Consider the following 18,349-nt stretch of genomic DNA (forward strand, 5'->3'; position numbering starts at 1 on the left):
GTACGTCCGGGTGACTGGTCAGTCCCTGACGGACGGGTCGCCGGCTCCCCCGGAGCCCTCGGACGCGTCCGTCTCCTCGGGGTCCCCGGCCTCCTGGGGCGCCTCGGCCGTGGCGGTCGCGGCGCCCCCGGTTCCGGCCGGCGCCCCCTCGCGCGAGCGGCGGTCGAGCTCGGCCAGGTAGGCGTTGTAGGCGTCCATGTCGGCGTCGTCGGACCCGCCGCGACGGCTGTGCCGTTCCCTGCGGCGCTCCTGGCGCTCGTCGTCACGCGACCACTGCACCACCAGCGCCAGCATCACCAGGACCGTGGGGATCTCGCCCAGCGCCCAGGCGACACCGCCGCCCGCGTACTGGTCGGCGGCCTGGTCGGTCATCCAGGGGATGTCGAACTGGCCGTAGTACTGCATGGCCATCGGCGTGGCCTGCTCCATGATCGCGATGCCGAAGAAGGCGTGGAACCCCATCGCCACCAGCAGCAGCAGGATGCGCAGCAGGAAGGGGACCTTCCGCGGAGCCGGGTCGATCCCGACGATGACCCAGTAGAAGAGGAAGCCCGAGACCAGGAAGTGCACCCCCATGAACAGGTGACCGAGGTGGTCGTTCATGAGCGTGGGGAACAGCGGGGTGAAGTACAGCGCGTAGGGGCTGAACACGAAGATCGGGGCGGCTACCGCCGGATGGGTCACGACCTGGGAGAAACGGCTGTTCAGGAACGCGTTGAGCCATTCGCGGGGCCCCCGGTCGCCGCGCTTCTCGGCGGGCCGGAGCGCACGCAGCGCCAGCGTGGCCGGAGCGCCCAGAACGAGGAGGATCGGGGTGAGCATGGCCAGCACCATGTGCTGGATCATGTGCATGGAGAACATGATCATCGCGTAGGTCGCGAACCCGCTGAGCTGGACCGCGACGATGGTCAGCAGGCCCAGGAGGAAGGCGACGGTGCGGCCGACCGGCCAGCTGTCGCCCCGCTTGACCAACCGGTACACGCCGCCCAGGTACAGGGCTCCCGAGACCGCCGCGAACATGATGAAGAACAGGTCCGGACGCCACAGGGTCAGGAGGTTCTCCACGCTCATGGCGGGGGGGATCGGGAAGCCCAGGATGACGGCGGCCGGGTCGACGGTGCTCTCCAGCGGCGGGGGCGGCGCGGTGCGGCCCAGTCCCACCGAGACGCCGATGACGGCGGCCATGATGAGGACCTCGGCCCCGGCCAGCAGCAGGAAGAGCCAGCGGCGGAAGGCGTGGCCGGCACTGCCCCGGGGGGCCTGTCCGATCCGGGCCACGACCCACCGGCGGTGGGCGTAGCCGAAGACACCGAGGATCCCGAAGAGGACGATCTTCACGACGATGATGAGGCCGTACTCGGTACCGAACAGGTCGTCCAACGAGTACAGGCGGGCCAGGGCGCTGGCCGCGCCGCTGATCGCCACCCCGACGTAGGCCCACAGGGCCAGACGGCTGAAGCGGTGGGCGGCGGTCTGCGGCTCCTGGGCGTCCGCGCGCATGGCGTGATAGGTGAGCGCCACCAGTCCGCCCACCCACGCGCAGATGGAGACCAGGTGCAGGGCCAGCCCGGTGACGGCCAGTTCGTGGGATCCGGAGGAGGCGGAGTGGCCGGTCAGTGCGGGGGGCGTGACCGCGACCAGGGACGCGACCAGGAGCCAGAGCCCTCCGGTCGCGGTGGTGGCCGTACGGCCGAACAGTGCGATGCCCGTCGTGATGAGGACGACGAACATCAGGGAGATGCCGCTGGAGACCGATCCGGCGTAGGCGGTGACCTCGTCGACCGTCACCTCGCCCATGGGCTTGGCGAGGAACTCCGAGGCCTGGAAGTACAGGGTGGCCACGGCGCCCAGGGCCCAGACCAGGGCGGTCCAGGTGGCGCCGCGCACGTAACCGGCGGCCTGCGGGGACAGGTGCCCCTTCTTCGAGGCGAGGAGGACGACCGCCATGAGCAGGAGGCCGATGGTCAGGACCGCGGCGGCGTCCATCACCGTCTTCGCGACGGGCAGGCCCCAGCGGACCGCCTCGCCGGCGTCGGGCAGGCCCGGGATGACCTGGGCGAAGACTGATCCGCCCAGGATGAGTGTGGCGCCCAGGGCGGTCGCGCACAACAGCCCGGCGAGTACCGCCAGCACGGCGAAGGCGGGCGTGCCCGGGGCCTTGTCCAGGTACTCCTTGAGGGGGGATGTGTTTTTCTGTGCGGGAGGAGCCACGCGCCACTCCGTCGTCGAGGTTCGGTCAACTGGCAGTTCAGCGCCCTCGGCCGTGGTGGCCGTCCCGCTGCTGTCCGGTCGGGGTCCGGCAGGGGCCGTGCACGGAGGAACACCTGGACCAAGGTTAAACCGTTTACTACACAGTGTCGGACTTGGGCCTGATCGCCCTCCCCCCTTTTCCCGGAGCCGTGCACGGACATACGGACCCCGCCCGTACGGCGGTGGGGATCCCCCGCGGGTCCGGACGGGAAGTGACGTTTCCCCCTTCCCGGCGCGGCCTTCGCGATACGCTCGACCTCCCGTCCGAGGCCGCGGACCGCCCTCTCGTGCCGTCACTCCTCGTCGCCGTGTCCCCTCGCACGGCCGCACAGCACCACGAACGCACGACAGCGCACGAAGGGGGAGGGCGATGCCCGAGTTCGACAGTGTCATCCGCTCACGCAGGACGGTGGTCCCCGAGGGGACCAGGCCCGCCTGTGTGGGAATCCGGGACGGCCGGATCGAGGCGGTCCGGCCCTACGCCGCCGAGCTGAGCGCGCACGAGGTCGTGGACCTCGGCGAGACGGCCCTGCTGCCCGGCGCGATCGACCTGGGCACCGGTGTGCACGTGCCCGGCCGGGAACTCCGGGAGTCCTACCTGCGGGCGGGCGAGGCCGCGCTGCGCGGCGGGGTGACCTGTGTGGTGGCCTCCCCCGCCCCGGGGCGGCCCGCCATCACCTGCGCCGACTCCCTCCAACTCCACCAGCGCGCGGCGGCGGGCACCGCGGTCCCGGTGGCCTTCCTCGGCGGGGTGACGAGGGGGACGGGGCCGCTGGACCTGGCCGACATGCACGCCGGAGGGGTGGTGGCCTTCCAGGGGTCGCTGTCGGACGGGGGCGCCCCCGACATGGCGGCGCTGGAGGACGCCCAGCTACGCAAGGCCATGGCCGAGATCGCCGCCCTGAACGCCCTGCTGGTGGTACACGCCGAGGACGCCCGGGAACTGGGGGCCCCGCCGGTGGTGGCGGAGCAGCGGCCGCCCCGGGCCGAACGCAGGGGTCTGGAGCGGGTGATCGCGGCGGCGCGTGTGGTGGGCGCGCGCACCCACGTGGCTCCCTTCACCGCCGCGGAGTGCGCGGCCCTGCTGGCCGCGGCCGGCGCGGTGGGGGTGGGCCTGACCGCGCACACCTGTCCGCACTACCTGTGCCTGCCCTCCGAGTACCCGGGCCCGGAGTCGCCGACGCGGGCCTGCCGTCCGCCGCTGCGCTCCGACGCCAACCGGAAGGCGCTGTGGAGCGCACTGCTGGAACCGGGCTCGGCGATCCTGACCGTCGGTTCGGGCCACCTGCCCGCGATCGGCCTGTACACCCTGGAATGGAGCCTGTCCGCGCTGTGGACGGCGGCGCGCAAACGCGGCCTGTCCCTGTCCGACCTGGCGCGGTGGACCTCCCGGGCCCCCGCGGACCTGTTGGGGTTGGGCGGTCGGGGCCGGATCCGGGAGGGCTTCGACGCCGACCTGGTGGCCTTCGGGGACCAGGTGACGCAGACGGTCCCTACGAGCGACCCCGGCCCCTACGCCGGGATGCGGTTGACCGGGCGGGTGGAGCGGGTGTGGGTGGCGGGACGGCCGACGCGGGTGGTTCCGGCGGATCGGGCAGGCACGGCGGAACAGGCGGGCACGGCGGAACAGGCGGGGGCGGGGGGACCGCGGGGCTGATCGGGATCCACCCGGGCGACCCCGTGTCACACCGCACACTACGGGCTTACACCCTGTCAACATGGCAACGAACAGCCATGCACATTGGCGATGGCGCGGATGTGCCTTCGCAGGTCACAGTGGAAGGTATCGATGGCGATACCAGTTGGAGGAACCGTGCGCATCGGCGTGCCCCGTGAGATCAAGAACCACGAGTACCGGGTGGCGATCACCCCTGCGGGTGTCCACGAGCTGACCCGCCGGGGTCATGAGGTCTTCGTCGAACGCGACGCGGGCCTGGGCTCCTCCATCACGAACGAGGAGTACGAGGCGGCGGGCGCTGGCATCCTGGACACCGCCGACGAGGTGTGGGCCGCCGGGGACCTCGTCCTCAAGGTCAAGGAGCCCGTCCCGGACGAGTACCACCGCATGCGCGAAGGCCAGACCCTGTTCACGTACCTGCACCTGGCGGCCTCCCGCGAGTGCACGGACGCACTGCTGGAGCGGAGGGTCACCGGCATCGCCTACGAGACGGTGCAGCTGCCCGACGGCTCGCTGCCCCTGCTCGCCCCCATGTCCGAGGTGGCCGGACGGCTGGCCACGCAGGTCGGTTCGGTGACGCTGCAGCGCCCCAACGGGGGCCGCGGCGTCCTGATGGGCGGTGTCCCGGGTGTGCGCCCGGCACGCGTCACCGTGGTCGGCGCGGGCGTGTCCGGACTGAACGCGACCCAGATCGCGGTGGGTATGGGCGCGGACGTGACCGTGCTCGACCTGAACGTCAACAAGCTCCGCCACGTGGACTCCCTGTACCGGGGCCAGGTCAAGACGGTCGTGTCGAACGCCTTCGAGCTGGAGCTGTCCGTCCTGGAGTCGGACATGGTGATCGGCGCGGTCCTGGTCCCCGGCGCCAAGGCCCCCAAGCTCATCTCGAACGAACTCGTCTCCCGGATGCGCCCGGGTGCGGTGCTCGTGGACATCGCGATCGACCAGGGCGGCTGCTTCGAGGACTCGCGCCCGACCACCCACGACGACCCGACCTTCACCGTGCACGACACGGTGTTCTACTGCGTCGCCAACATGCCGGGCGCCGTGCCGAACACCTCCACGCACGCCCTCACCAAGGACACGCTGCGGTACACGGTGGCCCTGGCGGAGAAGGGCTGGAAGCAGGCCCTGCGGGACGACGCCTCCCTGGCGGAGGGCCTCAACACCCACGACGGTGACCTGGTCTACTCGCCGGTCGCCGAGGCCCACGGCATGAAGCACCGGGAGCTCTCCGAGGTGCTCGCCTCCTAGGTTCGGCCCACCGGGGCGGCGGGGGTCCGCAGGACGGACCCCCGCCGCCCCGGCTCACGCACACATCGTCGGGCTCCGTCCGGGGGCGGCCCGTCGGCGTGAGCGACCCCGTCAGCGGAGCCGGGCGAACCGCTGCCCCCACGCCCGAAGCCCCTCCCACCTGGGCGCCCGAACGGAACTACCCCCTGCGGACGGGGTGTTCGGCCGGGTCGGCCGCGGGTACCGTCGAGACGTGGGCCCTCCGTGCGTCGGGCCCGTGACCGGGTTCCGAACACATGAGGTGGGGCAGCAGTGACACACACCGGAGCGGTAACGGTGACCCGGCTCGTCGAGGTCGAACTGGTGCGGTTGCGGCCCTCACTGGCCGGGCGCGGTGCCGACCGGGCCGTTCCGGTACTGGTCCGGGTGTCCGACGGCCGGGTGAGCGGCTGGGGCGAGGTGCCCCGGGCGACCCCGCAGCAGTGGGAGTCCCTCTCCCGTGACTTCGCGCCCGCCCTGCTGGCGCACGAGTGGCGCCGTCCCACCGAGGTGGCCGGGGCCTTCGCCGACCTTCCCTGGGACCCGGCCCTGGTGGGTGCGCTCGACACCGCCTGCTGGGACCTGTGGAGCCGCCAGCGCGCCACCCCGCTGGCGCACTCGCTGGGCGGGGAGCGCACCGCGCTCACGGCGGGGGTGACCCTGCCGAGGCAGGTGACCCTGGAGTCGGTGGTCACGGAGGTGAACCGCCAGGTCGGCGCGGGTTTCCGGCGGATCAGGCTGGAGGTCGAACCGGGCTGGGACGCCGACGTGGTCCGGGCCGTACAGGCCAGTTTCCCGTTCCTCGTCCTCCAGGTGGACGCGGGCGGACGCTACACCGAGTCCCCCGCCGACCTGGACGCGCTGCGTGTTCTGGACGCCATGGGGTTGTTGGCGATCGAGGATCCCTTCGCCCCCGATGACCTGGCCGCGTACTCCCGGCTCTCGGCCGAGTTGCGCACCCCCGTGGCGCTGTACCGGTCGCTGTCCTGTGTTGAGGACCTGCGCGAGGCGGTCGGGGCCGAGGCCGGTCGGGCGGTGAACGTGGATCCTGTGCGCCTGGGCGGGCTGACCGCCGCCCGGCGGGCGGTGGACCGGGCGGTCGACGCCGGCTGGCAGGTGTGGTGCGGTTCCTCGGCGCTGACCGGTGTGGGCCGGGCGGCCACGGTCGCGCTGGCCTCCCTGTCCGGGGCGAGCCTGCCGGTGGAGATGCCGGGGGCCGGAGGACGAGGCCGCGACCTGGTGGTTCCTCCGGTGCGCGCGCACGACGGGGTGGTCCCGGTGCCGCTGGCCGAGAGCGGCCTGGGGCACGACGTGGACCGTGCGGTGCTGTCCGGGTACACCTCGCGGACCGTGGTGCTGGATACGCGGACGGCCGGGGACCCCGGCCCCGCCACCACTTAACCGAACACCGTTAGGTAAGGTGGCTCGCATCACCGTCCGTTCCCCGGAGCGCACCGGCCGCCGAGGCCGGAGCGAGCCGGACCCCTATCGAACGTGGAGGCGTGGTGCGCGTATTCGCCGACGTCCAAGAGGTCATCGCCGCCCAGGGTGAACACCTGGGACACACCGACTGGCTGACCATCGACCAGAGCCGCATCGACAAGTTCGCCGACGCGACCAACGACCACCAGTGGATCCACCTGGACGCGGAACGGGCTGCCGAGGGCCCCTTCGGCGCCACCATCGCGCACGGGTTCCTCTCCCTGTCGCTGCTGGCCCACTTCTCGCAGAGCATCTTCTCCCTGACGAAGAAGCCCCAGATGTCCATCAACTACGGCCTCAACAAGGTGCGCTTCCTGCAGCCGGTCACGGTGGGCTCGCGGGTGCGCGACGCCGTGCAGCTCGCCGAGGTGAAGGAAACCCCCAAGGGCTACCTGGTCACCACCTCGCACACCGTGGAGATCGAGGGCCAGGAGCGCCCCGCCCTGATCGCCGAGAGCCTCGGGCTCTGGATCCCCTGACGGGACCCGACGGCGGTACACCCCGCCGGACCGGCCCTGCCGGGGGCGGAGTCGTGGCGACTCGGCCCCGCCCCCGGGGTCCCTTCCCGGCCCTTCCTCAGCGGGCCAGCCTGCGCAGCGCCCGTCGGAACAGGTCCGGGGTGAACCAGCGCAGTTTGCGTTCGGCCCGCTCCGCCCGGCGGCGCATACGGTCCCCCCTGGCCTGGGCCTGGGCGAGCTGGGCGCGCAACTGCTCGACGCTCTCGCTCTTCGCTTCCCGGTCCTCCTCCGGCCCCGCGACGATCCCGGTCGCGGGTGCCCAGTGCAGCCCGAAGAGCTCCTCCACCACCCGGTCCAGGTCCCGTCCGACGGCCTCGGGCTCCAGGCGGCGGGCCCGCGCGTAGGCGGCGGTGCGCTCCAACCTGAGCGCGCCCTCCGCGGCCCGGGTGCTCCCCGGCAGAGGCGCACACAGCAGGCCGGCGTGGGTCCGGTCCGCGAGCTGGACCAGTTCGGCCAGCGCGTCCCGGGTCGGGGTCGGCCCCGCGCCCAGGTACAGCCGGAAGGGCACCCACGGGTCCGGTTCCGGGGCGGGTTCGGTGAAGCGGACCCGCGGGTCGCCGCGGAAGGTCTCACGGACCAGCCGCAGGTCCAGCAGTTCCTCCTCCAGCACCGGACGCCGCTCCCCGGTCAACCGCGACCAGGGGCCGCGCAGCCACAGGCGCAGGTCCGGGGTGGAACCGGCCAGCAGGGCCGAGGCGGTGGCGTCGACCTCCTCCAGGGTGCGGCCCTCGACGTCCACGACCACCTCCACGTGGGGGACCTCCCACTGGCGGTCGGGGCGTTTGCGGCGCAGGTGGAACTCGGGCACCCGGTTGGAGACATAGGGCATCCGGAAGCGGGTCCCCGCGTCACGTTGGGTCTGCATCTGGGACCGGCCCAGGTGCCAGCTGCTGGTGTCCAGGTCCGGGACGAACACCGCGCCCTGCTGGGCGACCCGGTAGCCGAACTCGCTGTCGCCGCCCAGGACCATCTCCCCGTCCATCCCGCCGGCCTCGTCGTAGAGCTCCCGGTGCAGGGAACCGGTGGCGCCGACGAACACCTTGTAGGCCTCGTGGTGGGCGGAGCGCAGTGCGTCCTTGCGTTTGATGAAGGACTCCACCCAGTGCGGGTCGGCGCCCTCCCGGTCGAAGAGCTGGTCCGCACGGCCCTCGCGCACCTCGGAGAACACGTGTTTGGGGGTCATGGCGTCCGGGTCGAAGTCCACGAACATCTTGTGGCCCATCACCACGACGTAGTCCGCCAGGTGGTGCCAGCGCATCTGGGACTCCACGTGGTCGCCGTACACCAGCATGTCGGCGTCCAGGCGCAGCACCACCCTCCCCGAGGACGCGGCCACCCCGGTGTTGACCGCGTGCGCCGACCCCCAGCCACCGGGGGCGGAGGGGATCAGAAGGGTGTTGTCCGGGCGGACCCGGGGCAGGGTGAGCGGTTCGGGTGAACCGTCGTCCACCACGACCACCTCCACGAGGTGGCTCGGATAGGTCTGCGCGGCCAGCGCGGCCAGGACCAGGTCGAGCTTGTCCTGGTGGCCGTGGGCCGGGATCACCACGCTCACCGACAGGGTCGGCGTCCACTCCCCCAGCGGCGGCGGGTTCAGGGACGAGTAGTCGTTGCGGACGACACGGGGCCGGCCCGAGCCGGGCTCCCCCCTGGCGTGCTGCTGCGTCCCGGCCCGTTCCGCCTCCCGCGCCGGGGCGTTGTCTGAGGTGGTCACCGGTGTCCTCCCGAGTACTCGACGGTCCGGGCGGCCCCCAGCGGTTCGACCGCGCCCTCCAGCAGCGCGCTGGGGCGCCACCCGGACCACTGTTTGGTGTTCCTGCGCAGGAAGTAGCCCAGGTCCGCGGCCCAGGTGTGGCCCTGGCCCGCCCGGCGCAGCAGATACCCCAGGCCGTGGGTGCGGTAGATCCGGCCGCCGTTGCGGCGCACCGCGAAGAGCAGTTGGCTGTCGATCGCCCGCGGCAGCGGCCGGAACCCGCCCACTTCCTCCAGGACCGAGCGGTCGATGACGATGGTGCTGCCGACCACGTCCGGGGAGGGCTTCTCGGACTTGTAGCTCTGCCACACGGTCAGGTCCAGCTCCTCCAGGTAGACCAGGTCCTGGGTGATGCCCACCAGGTCCGCGCCCGAGTAGGTGCGGGCGAGCGCCATGTCGGCGAGGTGGTCGGGGCCGTACCAGTCGTCGTCGTCCCACTTGGCGATGACGGTGCCCGAGGCGCGGTCAGCGGCCTCGTTGAGCACCGCTCCGAAGATCTGGTCGGCGGGCGCCTCGTACACGGTGATCTGCACCCCCGTGGCGGCGAAGGCGCCGATCGCCGACCGCACCTGCGGCAGCGAGGCGGGGAAACCGTGCAGGGCCAGCACCACCTCGAAGCGGACGCCCCGTTGGCGGGCGATCTGGGCGAGCGCGAACCCGACCATCTCCGGTCGGCGGGTGCACAGCATCACCGTCATCCGGGGTTCGGGCGGCACCGGGATCCCGGCGCGGGCCGCGAGTTCCCGCCAGCGGGCGATCTGGCCGTGGGTGCGCAGAGCGGCGCGGCGCAGCCGGACGCTGTGTTCCTCGCGGGTGAGCGGGTCGCGCAGGTCCGCCGCCGACACCGAGACGAGCAGGGAGGCGAGTTCCGTGCCCAGGCCCGACGCCCAGGCAGGGACGGAACCGCTGACCAGGGGGACGCCCCCGGCGGCGAGGGAGGCCACGGCCCGTACCGCGGCGGCGGGTCCGCTGTGCCCGGACCAGTCCACGCGGATCCCGCGCAGGTAGCGGGTGTGGCCGATGTCGAGATCGGTGACGGTGCCGTCGTCCGGGACGGCGAACAGGACCTTCTGCCCCTCCCGCACCACGGCTTTCCCGCCTCGGACGGTGAGGTCCCCCATGGGACCGCCGGCCTTCTTGGTGAAACCACAGGGGTTGACGGCGCGTTCGTCGATGGGCGCGATGGTGGTGACGGGGTCGGGTTCGTTGACCCCGACCGGGGGGCGGCCGGTCTCCGAGGCCCCGGGGCGCGCACCCGGAACGGACACCGCCGGGGCGTCGTCCGAGGTCAGGGACTCCCAGGAACCGGAGCCGGTGGTGGCCGCGTCCAGGTGAGCCACGGCCGGGTCCTGCCACTCGGGCAGTCCGCTGCCGTCATCGACCCGTAGGACCAGGTCGGCGACGGGGGTTACCCGGCGCAACGGGACGGGGCCGGTGGCGGTGACCCCGGTGGCGGAGACGTCGCCGGACCGCCAGAGGGCCCCCTCCCGGCCGTGGACGGCCCCCAGGGGTACGCTCCGGGGTCCGCGTCTGCGCCCCCCGGTACCGCTGAGCACGTGGTCGAGGGCGGCCGCGGTCTCGACCGAGTTGGGGAAGTACAGCTCGCACAACCACCCGCGTTGGCCGACCCGGCGGACCCTCAGCTCCTGGAGTCCGTGCCACTCGTCGATCCCGGGCGGGGCCGGGACCAGCGGCCCCTGGTTGCCGGGGGTGTCGGCGACCGCCACGACCAGGTGCACGGCGGGCGGCAGAAGGGTGGCGGTGGTCAGGCAGCGGCGCAGGTCGGTGAGGCTGGCGGCGACCACCGCGAGCAGACCGACCGCCTCCGCCTCGCCCTCACCGCCCACCCCCGGCACCTCCACCGGGTCGCCGAGGCGGTGGGTGTCCAGGTCGAGCAGCCGGTCGGTCGTCCGCAGCCGGAACCCGGAGAGTTCTCTGCGGGTGGTCCGGTGGTCCCCCGTGTGGCACAGGATGGCGGGCTCGTCACCGCGGGTACGCAGGGCCTGGCGGACGACGGAGGTGATCATCGGGCGACCTCGGGTGTGTTGGCTGAGCGGGACGGGCGCACGTGGGGGCGGGCCACTCTCAGAGCCCAGCGTAGCCAACTCGATTACACTCGGTGATTTCCTGTGCTGGGCGTGTCGGGAGCGGGCGTTCTCCTGCGCGCCCGACACGCCAGCACGGGACGTGCCGCCGACCGGGTCCGACGGGGGGGCGGTCGCCAGTGCGCCCCGCCCGAACCGGTACGGCGTCCTCCTCAGCGGGCCAGTCGGCGCAGCACCCTGCGGGTCAGACCGGGGGTGAACCAGCGCAGTTTGCGTTCGGCGCGCTGGGCCCGTGCGCGGAGGCGGTCGGCCTCGGCCAGGGCCCGGTCCAGACGCTTCTGGAGCACCTCGGGTTTCTCCGGGGGAGCGGACTCGGCCTCCGGGTCGGTCACGAACCTCTCCCCCGGAATCCAGTGGGTCCCGTGGGTCTCCTCGACCACCCGGTCCAGGTCCGCGCCGGTGGACTCGGGCTCCAGATGGCGTGCCCGGGCGTAGGCGGCGGTGCGTTCCAGCCTCAGGACACCGTCCCCCCGGGTGGCGCCGGGCAGCGGCGCGCACAGCAGTCCCGCGCCCTCGCGGTCGATCTCCTTGACGAGGTCGCGAACGGCGTCGGGGGCCGGGACGGTCCCCCCGGCGACGGTCAGCCGGAAGGGCACCCGGGGGTCGCGGTCGGGTTCGGCCTCGGCGAACCGTACCCGCTGGTCACCGCGGAAGGTCTCGTGCACCAGGCGCGAGTCGAGGAGGTCCTCGTCGAGTGGGGACCGGCGCTCCCCGTCCAGCCGGGACCAGGGGCCCAGCAGCCACAGGCGCAGGTCCGGGGTGGAACCGGCCAGCAGGGCCGAGGCGGTGGCGTCGACCTCCTCCAGGGTGCGGTCCCCGGTGTCCAGGACGACGTCCGCCAGGGGGACCTCCCACTGGCGGTCGGGGCGTTTGCGGCGCAGGTGGAAGTCGGGCACCCGGTTGGAGACGTAGGGGAGGCGGTAGCGGGTCCCCGCTTCGCGACGGGTCTGCATCTGGGACCGGCCCAGGTGCCAGCTGCTGGTGTCCAGGTCCGGGACGAACACCGCGCCCTGCTGGGCGACCCGGTAGGCGAACTCGGTGTCGCCGCCCAGGATCAGGTCGGCGTCCAGGCCCCCGGCGGCGTCGAAGAGGCTGCGGTGCAGGGAACCGGTGGCGCCGATGAACACCTTGTAGGAGAGCCGTCCGGCGGTGCGCAGCCGGTCGTGCTGGTTGATGAGGCGCTCCACCCAGTGCGGGTCGGCGCCCTCCCGGTCGAAGAGCTGGCCCGCGCGGCCCGCCGCGACCTCCTCGTGCACGTGTTCGGGGGTCATGGCGTCCGGGTCGAAGTCCACGAACATCTTGTGGCCCAGGGCGACCCCGTAGTCCACCAGGTGGTGCCAGCGCATCTGGGACTCCACGTGCTCGCGGTAGACGAGCATGTCGGCGTCCAGGCGCAGCACCACCTGGCCGGAGGAGGCGGCCACCCCGGTGTTGACCGCGTGCGCCGACCCCCAGCCACCGGGGGCGGAGGGCAGGATCCGGGTGTTCTCCGGGCGGACCCGGGGCAGGGTGAGCGGTTCGGGTGAACCGTCGTCCACCACGACCACCTCCATCAGGTGCGCGGGGTAGCTCTGCCCGGCCAGGGAGGCCAGGACCAGGTCGAGCTTGTCCTGGTGGCCGTGGGCCGGGATCACCACGCTCACCGACAGGGTCGGTGTCCACTCCCCCAGCGGCGGCGGAGCCAGCGGCGCGTAGTCGTTGCGGCGCAGCCTGGGCTGGGCGCCGAAGTCCACCTCGCCGGAGGGCAGCGGGTCCCCCGGGGTGAGGGTCCGCCCGGAGGCGGGGACGGTGTGTTCTTCGGTACTGGTCAAGGGTGTCCCCCCGTGTGCTGGGTGGCGCCGACCGGCTGTTCATGGGCGGTTCCGCTCCCCAACGGGGCGGGTTCGCCCTCCAGGAGGGAGCTGGGACGCCAGCCGGACCACTGTCGGGCGTAGTTGTGCAGGAAGTAGGCCATGTCCTCGGACCAGGTGTGTCCGCCGCCGGTGCGGCGCAGCACGTAGCCCAGTCCGTGGGTGCGGTGGACGCGGCCGCCGCCGCGGGCGACGGCGATGAGCAGCTGGGTGTCGATCGCCCGCGGCAGCGGCCGGAACCCTCCGGTCTCCTCCAGGACCACGCGGTCGGTGAGGATCGTGCCCCCGGCGATGAAGCGGGTGGTGGTCTCCGACTCGCGACTGCGCCACACGGTCAGGTCCACCTCCTGGAGGAAGACGAAGTCCTGGCCGGTGCCGACCAGTTCGGCTCCGGAGTAGGTCCGGGCCAGGACGAGGTCGCTGAGGTGTTCCGGGCCGTACCAGTCGTCGTCGTCCCACTTGGCGATCAGGTCTCCGCAGGCGCGGGCGACGGAGTCGTTGAGCACCGACCCGAAGATCCGGTCTGCGGGCGCCTCGTGCACGGTGATGGGCAGACCGGTGGCCCGGTAGGCGTCGATGGCGGCCCGCACCCGGGGCAGCGAGGCGGGGAAGCCGTGCAGGGTGAGGACGGTCTCCAGGTCGACGCCGCGCTGGCGGGCGATCTGGGCGAGGGCGAACCCGACCATCTCGGGGCGGCGGGTGCACAGGATGACCGAGATCCGGGGTCCGGCCGGGACGGGCACGCCCGCCTCGGCCGCCAGGGAGCGCCAGCGGGAGCGCAGGCCGTGGGTGCGCAGGGCGGCTCGGCGCAGCCGGACGCTGTGTTCCTCGCGGGCGAGCCGGTCGGACAGGTCGGACTCGGCGGCGTTGGCCAGGAGTTCGGTGAGTGGTCGCCCCAGACCCGCGGCCCAGGCGGGGACGGGGTCACTGACCAGGGGCACCCCGCCGGCGGCCAGCGAGGCCACGGCCCGCACCGCGGCTCGGGGGCCGCTGTGCCCGGTCCAGTCGACCCGGACCCCGCGGAGGTGGCGCAGGTGGGCGAGGTCGACGTCGGTGACGGTCCCGTCCGGGGCCACCGTCACCAGGTCCTTCCTCCCCTCCCTGATGACGGCGCGGTCGCCGTGCAGGGTGAGCTCGCCGAGGGGGCCGTTCTCGGCCTTGGCGAAACCGGTCGGGTTGACGGTGGTCTCGTCGACCGGCGCGATCCGTTGGACGGGGTCGGTGCCCGTGTGCGCCGCGCGGACGGTGTCGGCGGTGCCCGTCGCGCGGGTGTAGCCGTCCGGTCCGGTGAGGCCGTCCCAGGAGTCGGTGCCGGTGCTCGTCCGGTCCAGGGCGGGCACCGCCTCGTCGGTCCAGGCGGGCGGAGCCCCGTGGTCGTGCAGCCGGAGCGCGATGTCGGCCACCGGGGTGACCCGGCGCAGCGGGACCGGCCCCTGGGCGGCCACACCGTGGGCGCCCGTGTCTCCGGGGCGCCACAGGGCCGCCTCGGTTCCGTTCAGGGCGGCCAGGGGTGCCAGGGCGGGGCCGCGGCGGCGCCCCCGGGTTCCGTGCAGGACCGCGTCCAGTACCGGGGCGGTCTCGATGGCGTTGGGGAAGAAGAGCTCGCACACCCAGCCCCGGCGGTCCACCCGGCGGACCCGCAGTTCCTGGAGGTCGCGCCACTGTCCCATCCCGGGGCCGACCGGGACCGGCGGCTCCTGGTGTCCCGGGGTGGCGACCAGGGCCGCCACCACGTGCACGGCCCGGGGCAGGTGGACGGCCGCGGTGAGGACCCGGTTGAGGTCGGTGGTGGTGGCCGCGACCACCGCCACCAGGCCGGCGACCCGGTCGTCGTCGAACACGGGCTGGCCCGGCGGTTGGGCGTCGAGGTCCAGGATCAGGTCTCCCGGGGCCGTGGGCAGCCCGGCCAGGTCGGCCCGGGTTTCGGCGCCGGTGTGGCAGAGCACCGCCGGTTCGCCGCCGCGGGCGCGCAGGGCATGCCGAAGGACGGTGGTGATCATCGGTGGGCCTTCACTGTCGGTGGCGGCTGGGGCGGCCGCCGGGACGGGTTCGGGGCGGATCGGGGTCAGTGGTTCCGGCGGGTGAACACGTGGGCGCCCTTCTCGGCGGGCTCCTCGGTGCGGTACAGGGAGTGTTCGGCGACCCAGCGGTCACCGAGCGCGCGCTCGTCCGGTCGGTCCGCGTCGTCGAGGACGACCACGGCGTCGGCGGTGCAGTACGGCAGGAGGGCGGGGACCGCCGGGTGACGGGCCTGTTCCCCGGTGGCCTGGGGCGGGCCGTCGACGAACAGCAGGCCGATGCCGTCCAGGCCGCTCAGGCGGGAGAGGTCGTACCACAGGGGCGCGGAGTCTCCGGGGCTGTCGGGGACGGGGCCGAGGAGTTCGGCCTTGACCTCGGTGAGCGGGGCGTGCCGGACCTCGACGATGTCTTCGAGGCCGTGCGCGGCGACCAGGTCCCGGCTGATCTCGGCGTACCGGGCCTCGTGCTCGATCGCGACGAGCCTGCCGCTGCCGGCACGGCGCAGCGCGTAGCCGATCCACACGCTGGAGGCCCCGCTGCCGCACTCCACCACCAGCTCGGGGCGGTGTCGGTCGATCAGCCGGACCAGCAGGCGCAGGACGTCCGGGGAGGCGGCCCAGCCGCGCAGGGGCGGCATGAACGGGGCCACGTCCAGGTGTGCGCGCAGTTCGGCCCAGGCGACCTGCTGTTCGTAGTCGTGGCGGCCCTGCACGGTGACGGCGTGCCGGATCTCCCGGCTGGCCTTGGGCAGGGCGTGGTCCTGGAGGCTGCCGAGGCGGTCGCGGACACCGCCGAGGGAGCGGTTGATCTCCAGGCGGTCCTGGCCGAGCACCTCGGTGACACGGCGGGTGTGCCCGCTGACGCTGGTCGCCAGGGCGCGCACGGAACGGTTGAGCAGCCACAGCCCCGCGCCGAGAGCGCACACCAGCCCGCCGAGCAGGAGCAGGGCGGTGACGATCACGGCCTCCGCCCAGCTCAGCACGGCCAGCGCGCCCAAGACCGTGGGGACGGCGAGCAGGGCGAGGCCGAGAACGGCGCCGATCGCCAGAAGCGGCCGGGCTCTACGGCGGAGTGTGCGCACGGGGGACCTCCACGGGGGTGACGTGGCAGTGGATTCGGGGGGAGCCCCGGGCGTTTTGTGAAAACCCCGGGCGCTTTCGACACTAACTCCTCAAAGCAGGCACCGGGCCTTTCACCGGGGAAATCAAAACCCGCGTGGGCATCAATTCCCCCGGCGTTCACCGACGCATCACCGAAGCGTCATTCACGGTGGCCGCTTCCCCCGTTTCCGGTGAATTCCCCGCCCGCCCCGGTCACCTGGCGGACCGGATCACCGACCGGGACGGTTCACCAACCGGTGGCCTCGATCAGGGCCTCCTCCATCGCCGGGGCGATGGTTTCGGCGTAGGTGGCGGTGATGTGCGAGTGGTCCCAGAACACCAGGACGTTGCCGACCACCGCGTCGCAGGAGCCGCCGGGGCACACGTGCGCGGTGAGGTCCATGAGGGTGACGTTGGGCGGCAGGTCGGCCAGGGTCGCGGGGTCCACGTCCTGCTGGCTGGCCGAGGCCGGAGAGGTGCACTGGTCGTCCGGGCCCGACTCCACGCACTCGGCTCCCTGGTAGGGCAGCCGGGGCAGGTCGCGCAGGCCGACCACTTCGATGCCCAGTCCGTCGAGCCGTCGCCAGACCTCCAGGTATCCGTCGTGGACGGTCTCCTTGCTCAGGGTGGCCCGGGTGGAGGAGGTCAGGACCGCGTCGGGGCGCAACTCCTCGATCTCGGCCATCGCCTCGGCCTTCCAGGACTCGCACGCCTCGTCGACCGCACCGTCCCGGTAGGAGGTTTCGGTGCTGAACAGGCAGCCGCTCTTGGTGAAGGAGACCAGGCGCCACCCCCGGGCCCCGGCCGCCGCCTCCACGGCCGGATACCAGTGGGCCATGCGTGAGGCGCCGACGAGGACGAGCGTGTGTTCGGCCCCGTCCGGCCCGGTGTCGCAGACGACCAGTTCGGCGGTGGTGAGGGGGACGTGGCAGCCCTGCTCGTGGTGGTTGGACAGGTCCTCCCGCGCGTAGGCCGGGTCCGGCCGCACCGGGACGTCGGCCAGGAGCGGGAGGATGTCGGGGTCGGCGGCCACCCGGGCTCCCGGGTAGCGCTGGGGTACGACGACCGCCTGGGAGCTTTCGGTCCGCTCCCGCTCGATGCCTCCGGTCCACACCAGCGACGCGGCCAGGACCGGGGTGATCAGCGCGGCCGCGATGCCCAGCGACCATCCGGGGCCGCGGCGTCGGGCGGGGCGGGTGAAGCGGTCCAGCCCGCCCTCGACCAGGCGGTGGGTCAGCCAGGCCAGGGACAGGGAGAGCGTCAGGACCCCCAGGCCGCCCAGCGGGGTCGCCAGGGACCGGCCGGTGGTCTCCAGGTAGCAGACCAGGACCGGCCAGTGCCACAGGTACAGGGGGTAGGAGAGCTTGCCGAGAGCGGTCAGGGGCTTCCAGGTGAGCAGCCGGTCCGCGCCGTGGCGGCTGCCCGTGGTCCCGGCCAGGACCACCAGCGTCGCGGCGAGGGTCGGCCACAGGGCGATGTACCCGGGGAAGAGCGTGGAGACCGGGACGAGCAACCCGCAGGAGACCAGGGACGCCAGGCCGAGCCAGCCCAGGAGGACCCGCGACCGCACGGGCAGGTGTACGCGGTGGATGACCAGGGCCAGGATCGCGCCCAGGGCCAGCTCCCACAGGCGGGCACCGGTGTCGAAGTAGGCCCATGCCTGGTCCCGGGCGGTGACGGACACCGAGTAGCCCAGGGACAGGACGAACACGGCCGTGGCCGCGGCCAGGACCGCCATGCGCGGGGGTATCCGGGCCCGGGAGGCCACGAACGCCGCCAGCGCGACCAGCACCGGCCACAGCAGGTAGAACTGCCCCTGCACGGACAGGGACCAGAAGTGCTGCACCGGGCTTGCCGCGGCCTCCCGGGCCAGGTAGTCCACCGCGTTGCGGGCCAGGACCCAGTTCTCGTGGTAGAGCGCGGCGGCACGCACCTCGTCGAGGACGTCCGACCAGCGCGGGCGGGGCAGCCACAGGTACGTGGCGGCCATCGTCGCGGCCAGGACCACGGCGACGGGGGGTACCAGGCGCCGGGCCAACCGGGTCCAGAACGCGAAGAAACGGACACGGCTCTCGCGTTCGACACCGCGGACCAGCGAACCGGTGATGAGGAACCCGGTGAGCATCAGGAAGACGTCGACGCCGCCGGAGACCCGGCCGAACCAGATGTGGTAGACGGCCACGAGGAGGACGGCGACGGCGCGCAACCCCTCGATCTCGGGCCGGAAACCCCCTCCGACGGCCTTCGCGCGCACGGTGTCGGGAACGGAGGGGGTGCTGGGGGCCTCGGTGCTGGGAGGCCGGAAGGATGAGATGTACATGA

The 18,349-nt window shown here is 73.1% G+C and carries 11 protein-coding genes; 4 read left to right on the top strand and 7 right to left on the bottom strand.

Annotated elements, in window-relative coordinates; genetic code table 11:
• Positions 1 to 18: 18 nt before the first annotated feature.
• Entirely contained in the window at positions 19 to 2,211 is a 2,193-nt protein-coding gene (locus AC0VYD_RS19185) for a bifunctional copper resistance protein CopD/cytochrome c oxidase assembly protein (protein ID WP_475476853.1), read from the bottom strand.
• 409 nt (positions 2,212 to 2,620) lie between these two features.
• Here AC0VYD_RS19185 and AC0VYD_RS19190 point away from each other — a divergent pair, with 409 nt between their 5' ends.
• From AC0VYD_RS19190 to AC0VYD_RS19205, 4 genes are all read left to right on the top strand, one after another.
• On the top strand, positions 2,621 to 3,907 hold the full coding sequence (locus tag AC0VYD_RS19190; protein WP_475476854.1) for a dihydroorotase: 1,287 nt from the start codon (positions 2,621 to 2,623) through the stop codon (positions 3,905 to 3,907).
• A gap of 156 nt (positions 3,908 to 4,063) precedes the next feature.
• Positions 4,064 to 5,182, top strand: coding sequence for an alanine dehydrogenase (gene ald, locus AC0VYD_RS19195; protein ID WP_452542131.1), 1,119 nt, complete (start codon positions 4,064 to 4,066; stop codon positions 5,180 to 5,182).
• A gap of 291 nt (positions 5,183 to 5,473) precedes the next feature.
• Complete coding sequence (locus AC0VYD_RS19200; protein WP_475476855.1) at positions 5,474 to 6,601, top strand: enolase C-terminal domain-like protein; 1,128 nt, start codon at positions 5,474 to 5,476, stop codon at positions 6,599 to 6,601.
• A 104-nt stretch (positions 6,602 to 6,705) separates the two neighbouring features.
• Entirely contained in the window at positions 6,706 to 7,161 is a 456-nt protein-coding gene (locus tag AC0VYD_RS19205) for a MaoC family dehydratase (protein ID WP_475480311.1), read from the top strand.
• A gap of 97 nt (positions 7,162 to 7,258) precedes the next feature.
• Here AC0VYD_RS19205 and AC0VYD_RS19210 read toward each other — a convergent pair whose 3' ends face one another.
• The 6 genes from AC0VYD_RS19210 to AC0VYD_RS19235 form a co-directional block, all read right to left on the bottom strand.
• On the bottom strand, positions 7,259 to 8,914 hold the full coding sequence (locus AC0VYD_RS19210; protein WP_475476856.1) for a glycosyltransferase family 2 protein: 1,656 nt from the start codon (positions 8,912 to 8,914) through the stop codon (positions 7,259 to 7,261).
• Positions 8,911 to 10,980: a glycosyltransferase family 2 protein gene (locus AC0VYD_RS19215; RefSeq protein ID WP_475476857.1), complete on the bottom strand. Its 2,070-nt coding sequence runs from the start codon at positions 10,978 to 10,980 to the stop codon at positions 8,911 to 8,913. Before AC0VYD_RS19215 ends, AC0VYD_RS19210 begins: the two co-directional genes overlap by 4 nt.
• 230 nt (positions 10,981 to 11,210) lie before the next feature.
• Positions 11,211 to 12,869: a glycosyltransferase family 2 protein gene (locus AC0VYD_RS19220; RefSeq protein ID WP_475476858.1), complete on the bottom strand. Its 1,659-nt coding sequence runs from the start codon at positions 12,867 to 12,869 to the stop codon at positions 11,211 to 11,213.
• The gene (locus AC0VYD_RS19225) at positions 12,866 to 14,908 is read right to left on the bottom strand and encodes a glycosyl transferase family 2 (protein WP_475476859.1); all 2,043 of its coding nucleotides are present in this window, start codon (positions 14,906 to 14,908) and stop codon (positions 12,866 to 12,868) included. The genes AC0VYD_RS19220 and AC0VYD_RS19225 overlap by 4 nt, the downstream gene beginning before the upstream one ends.
• A 65-nt stretch (positions 14,909 to 14,973) precedes the next feature.
• Positions 14,974 to 16,008, bottom strand: coding sequence for a class I SAM-dependent methyltransferase (locus tag AC0VYD_RS19230; RefSeq protein WP_475476860.1), 1,035 nt, complete (start codon positions 16,006 to 16,008; stop codon positions 14,974 to 14,976).
• A gap of 266 nt (positions 16,009 to 16,274) precedes the next feature.
• Positions 16,275 to 18,347: an acyltransferase family protein gene (locus AC0VYD_RS19235; RefSeq protein ID WP_475476861.1), complete on the bottom strand. Its 2,073-nt coding sequence runs from the start codon at positions 18,345 to 18,347 to the stop codon at positions 16,275 to 16,277.
• Positions 18,348 to 18,349 lie beyond the last annotated feature (2 nt).

The sequence above is a fragment of the Nocardiopsis sp. iso_40 genome, assembly GCF_056173285.1.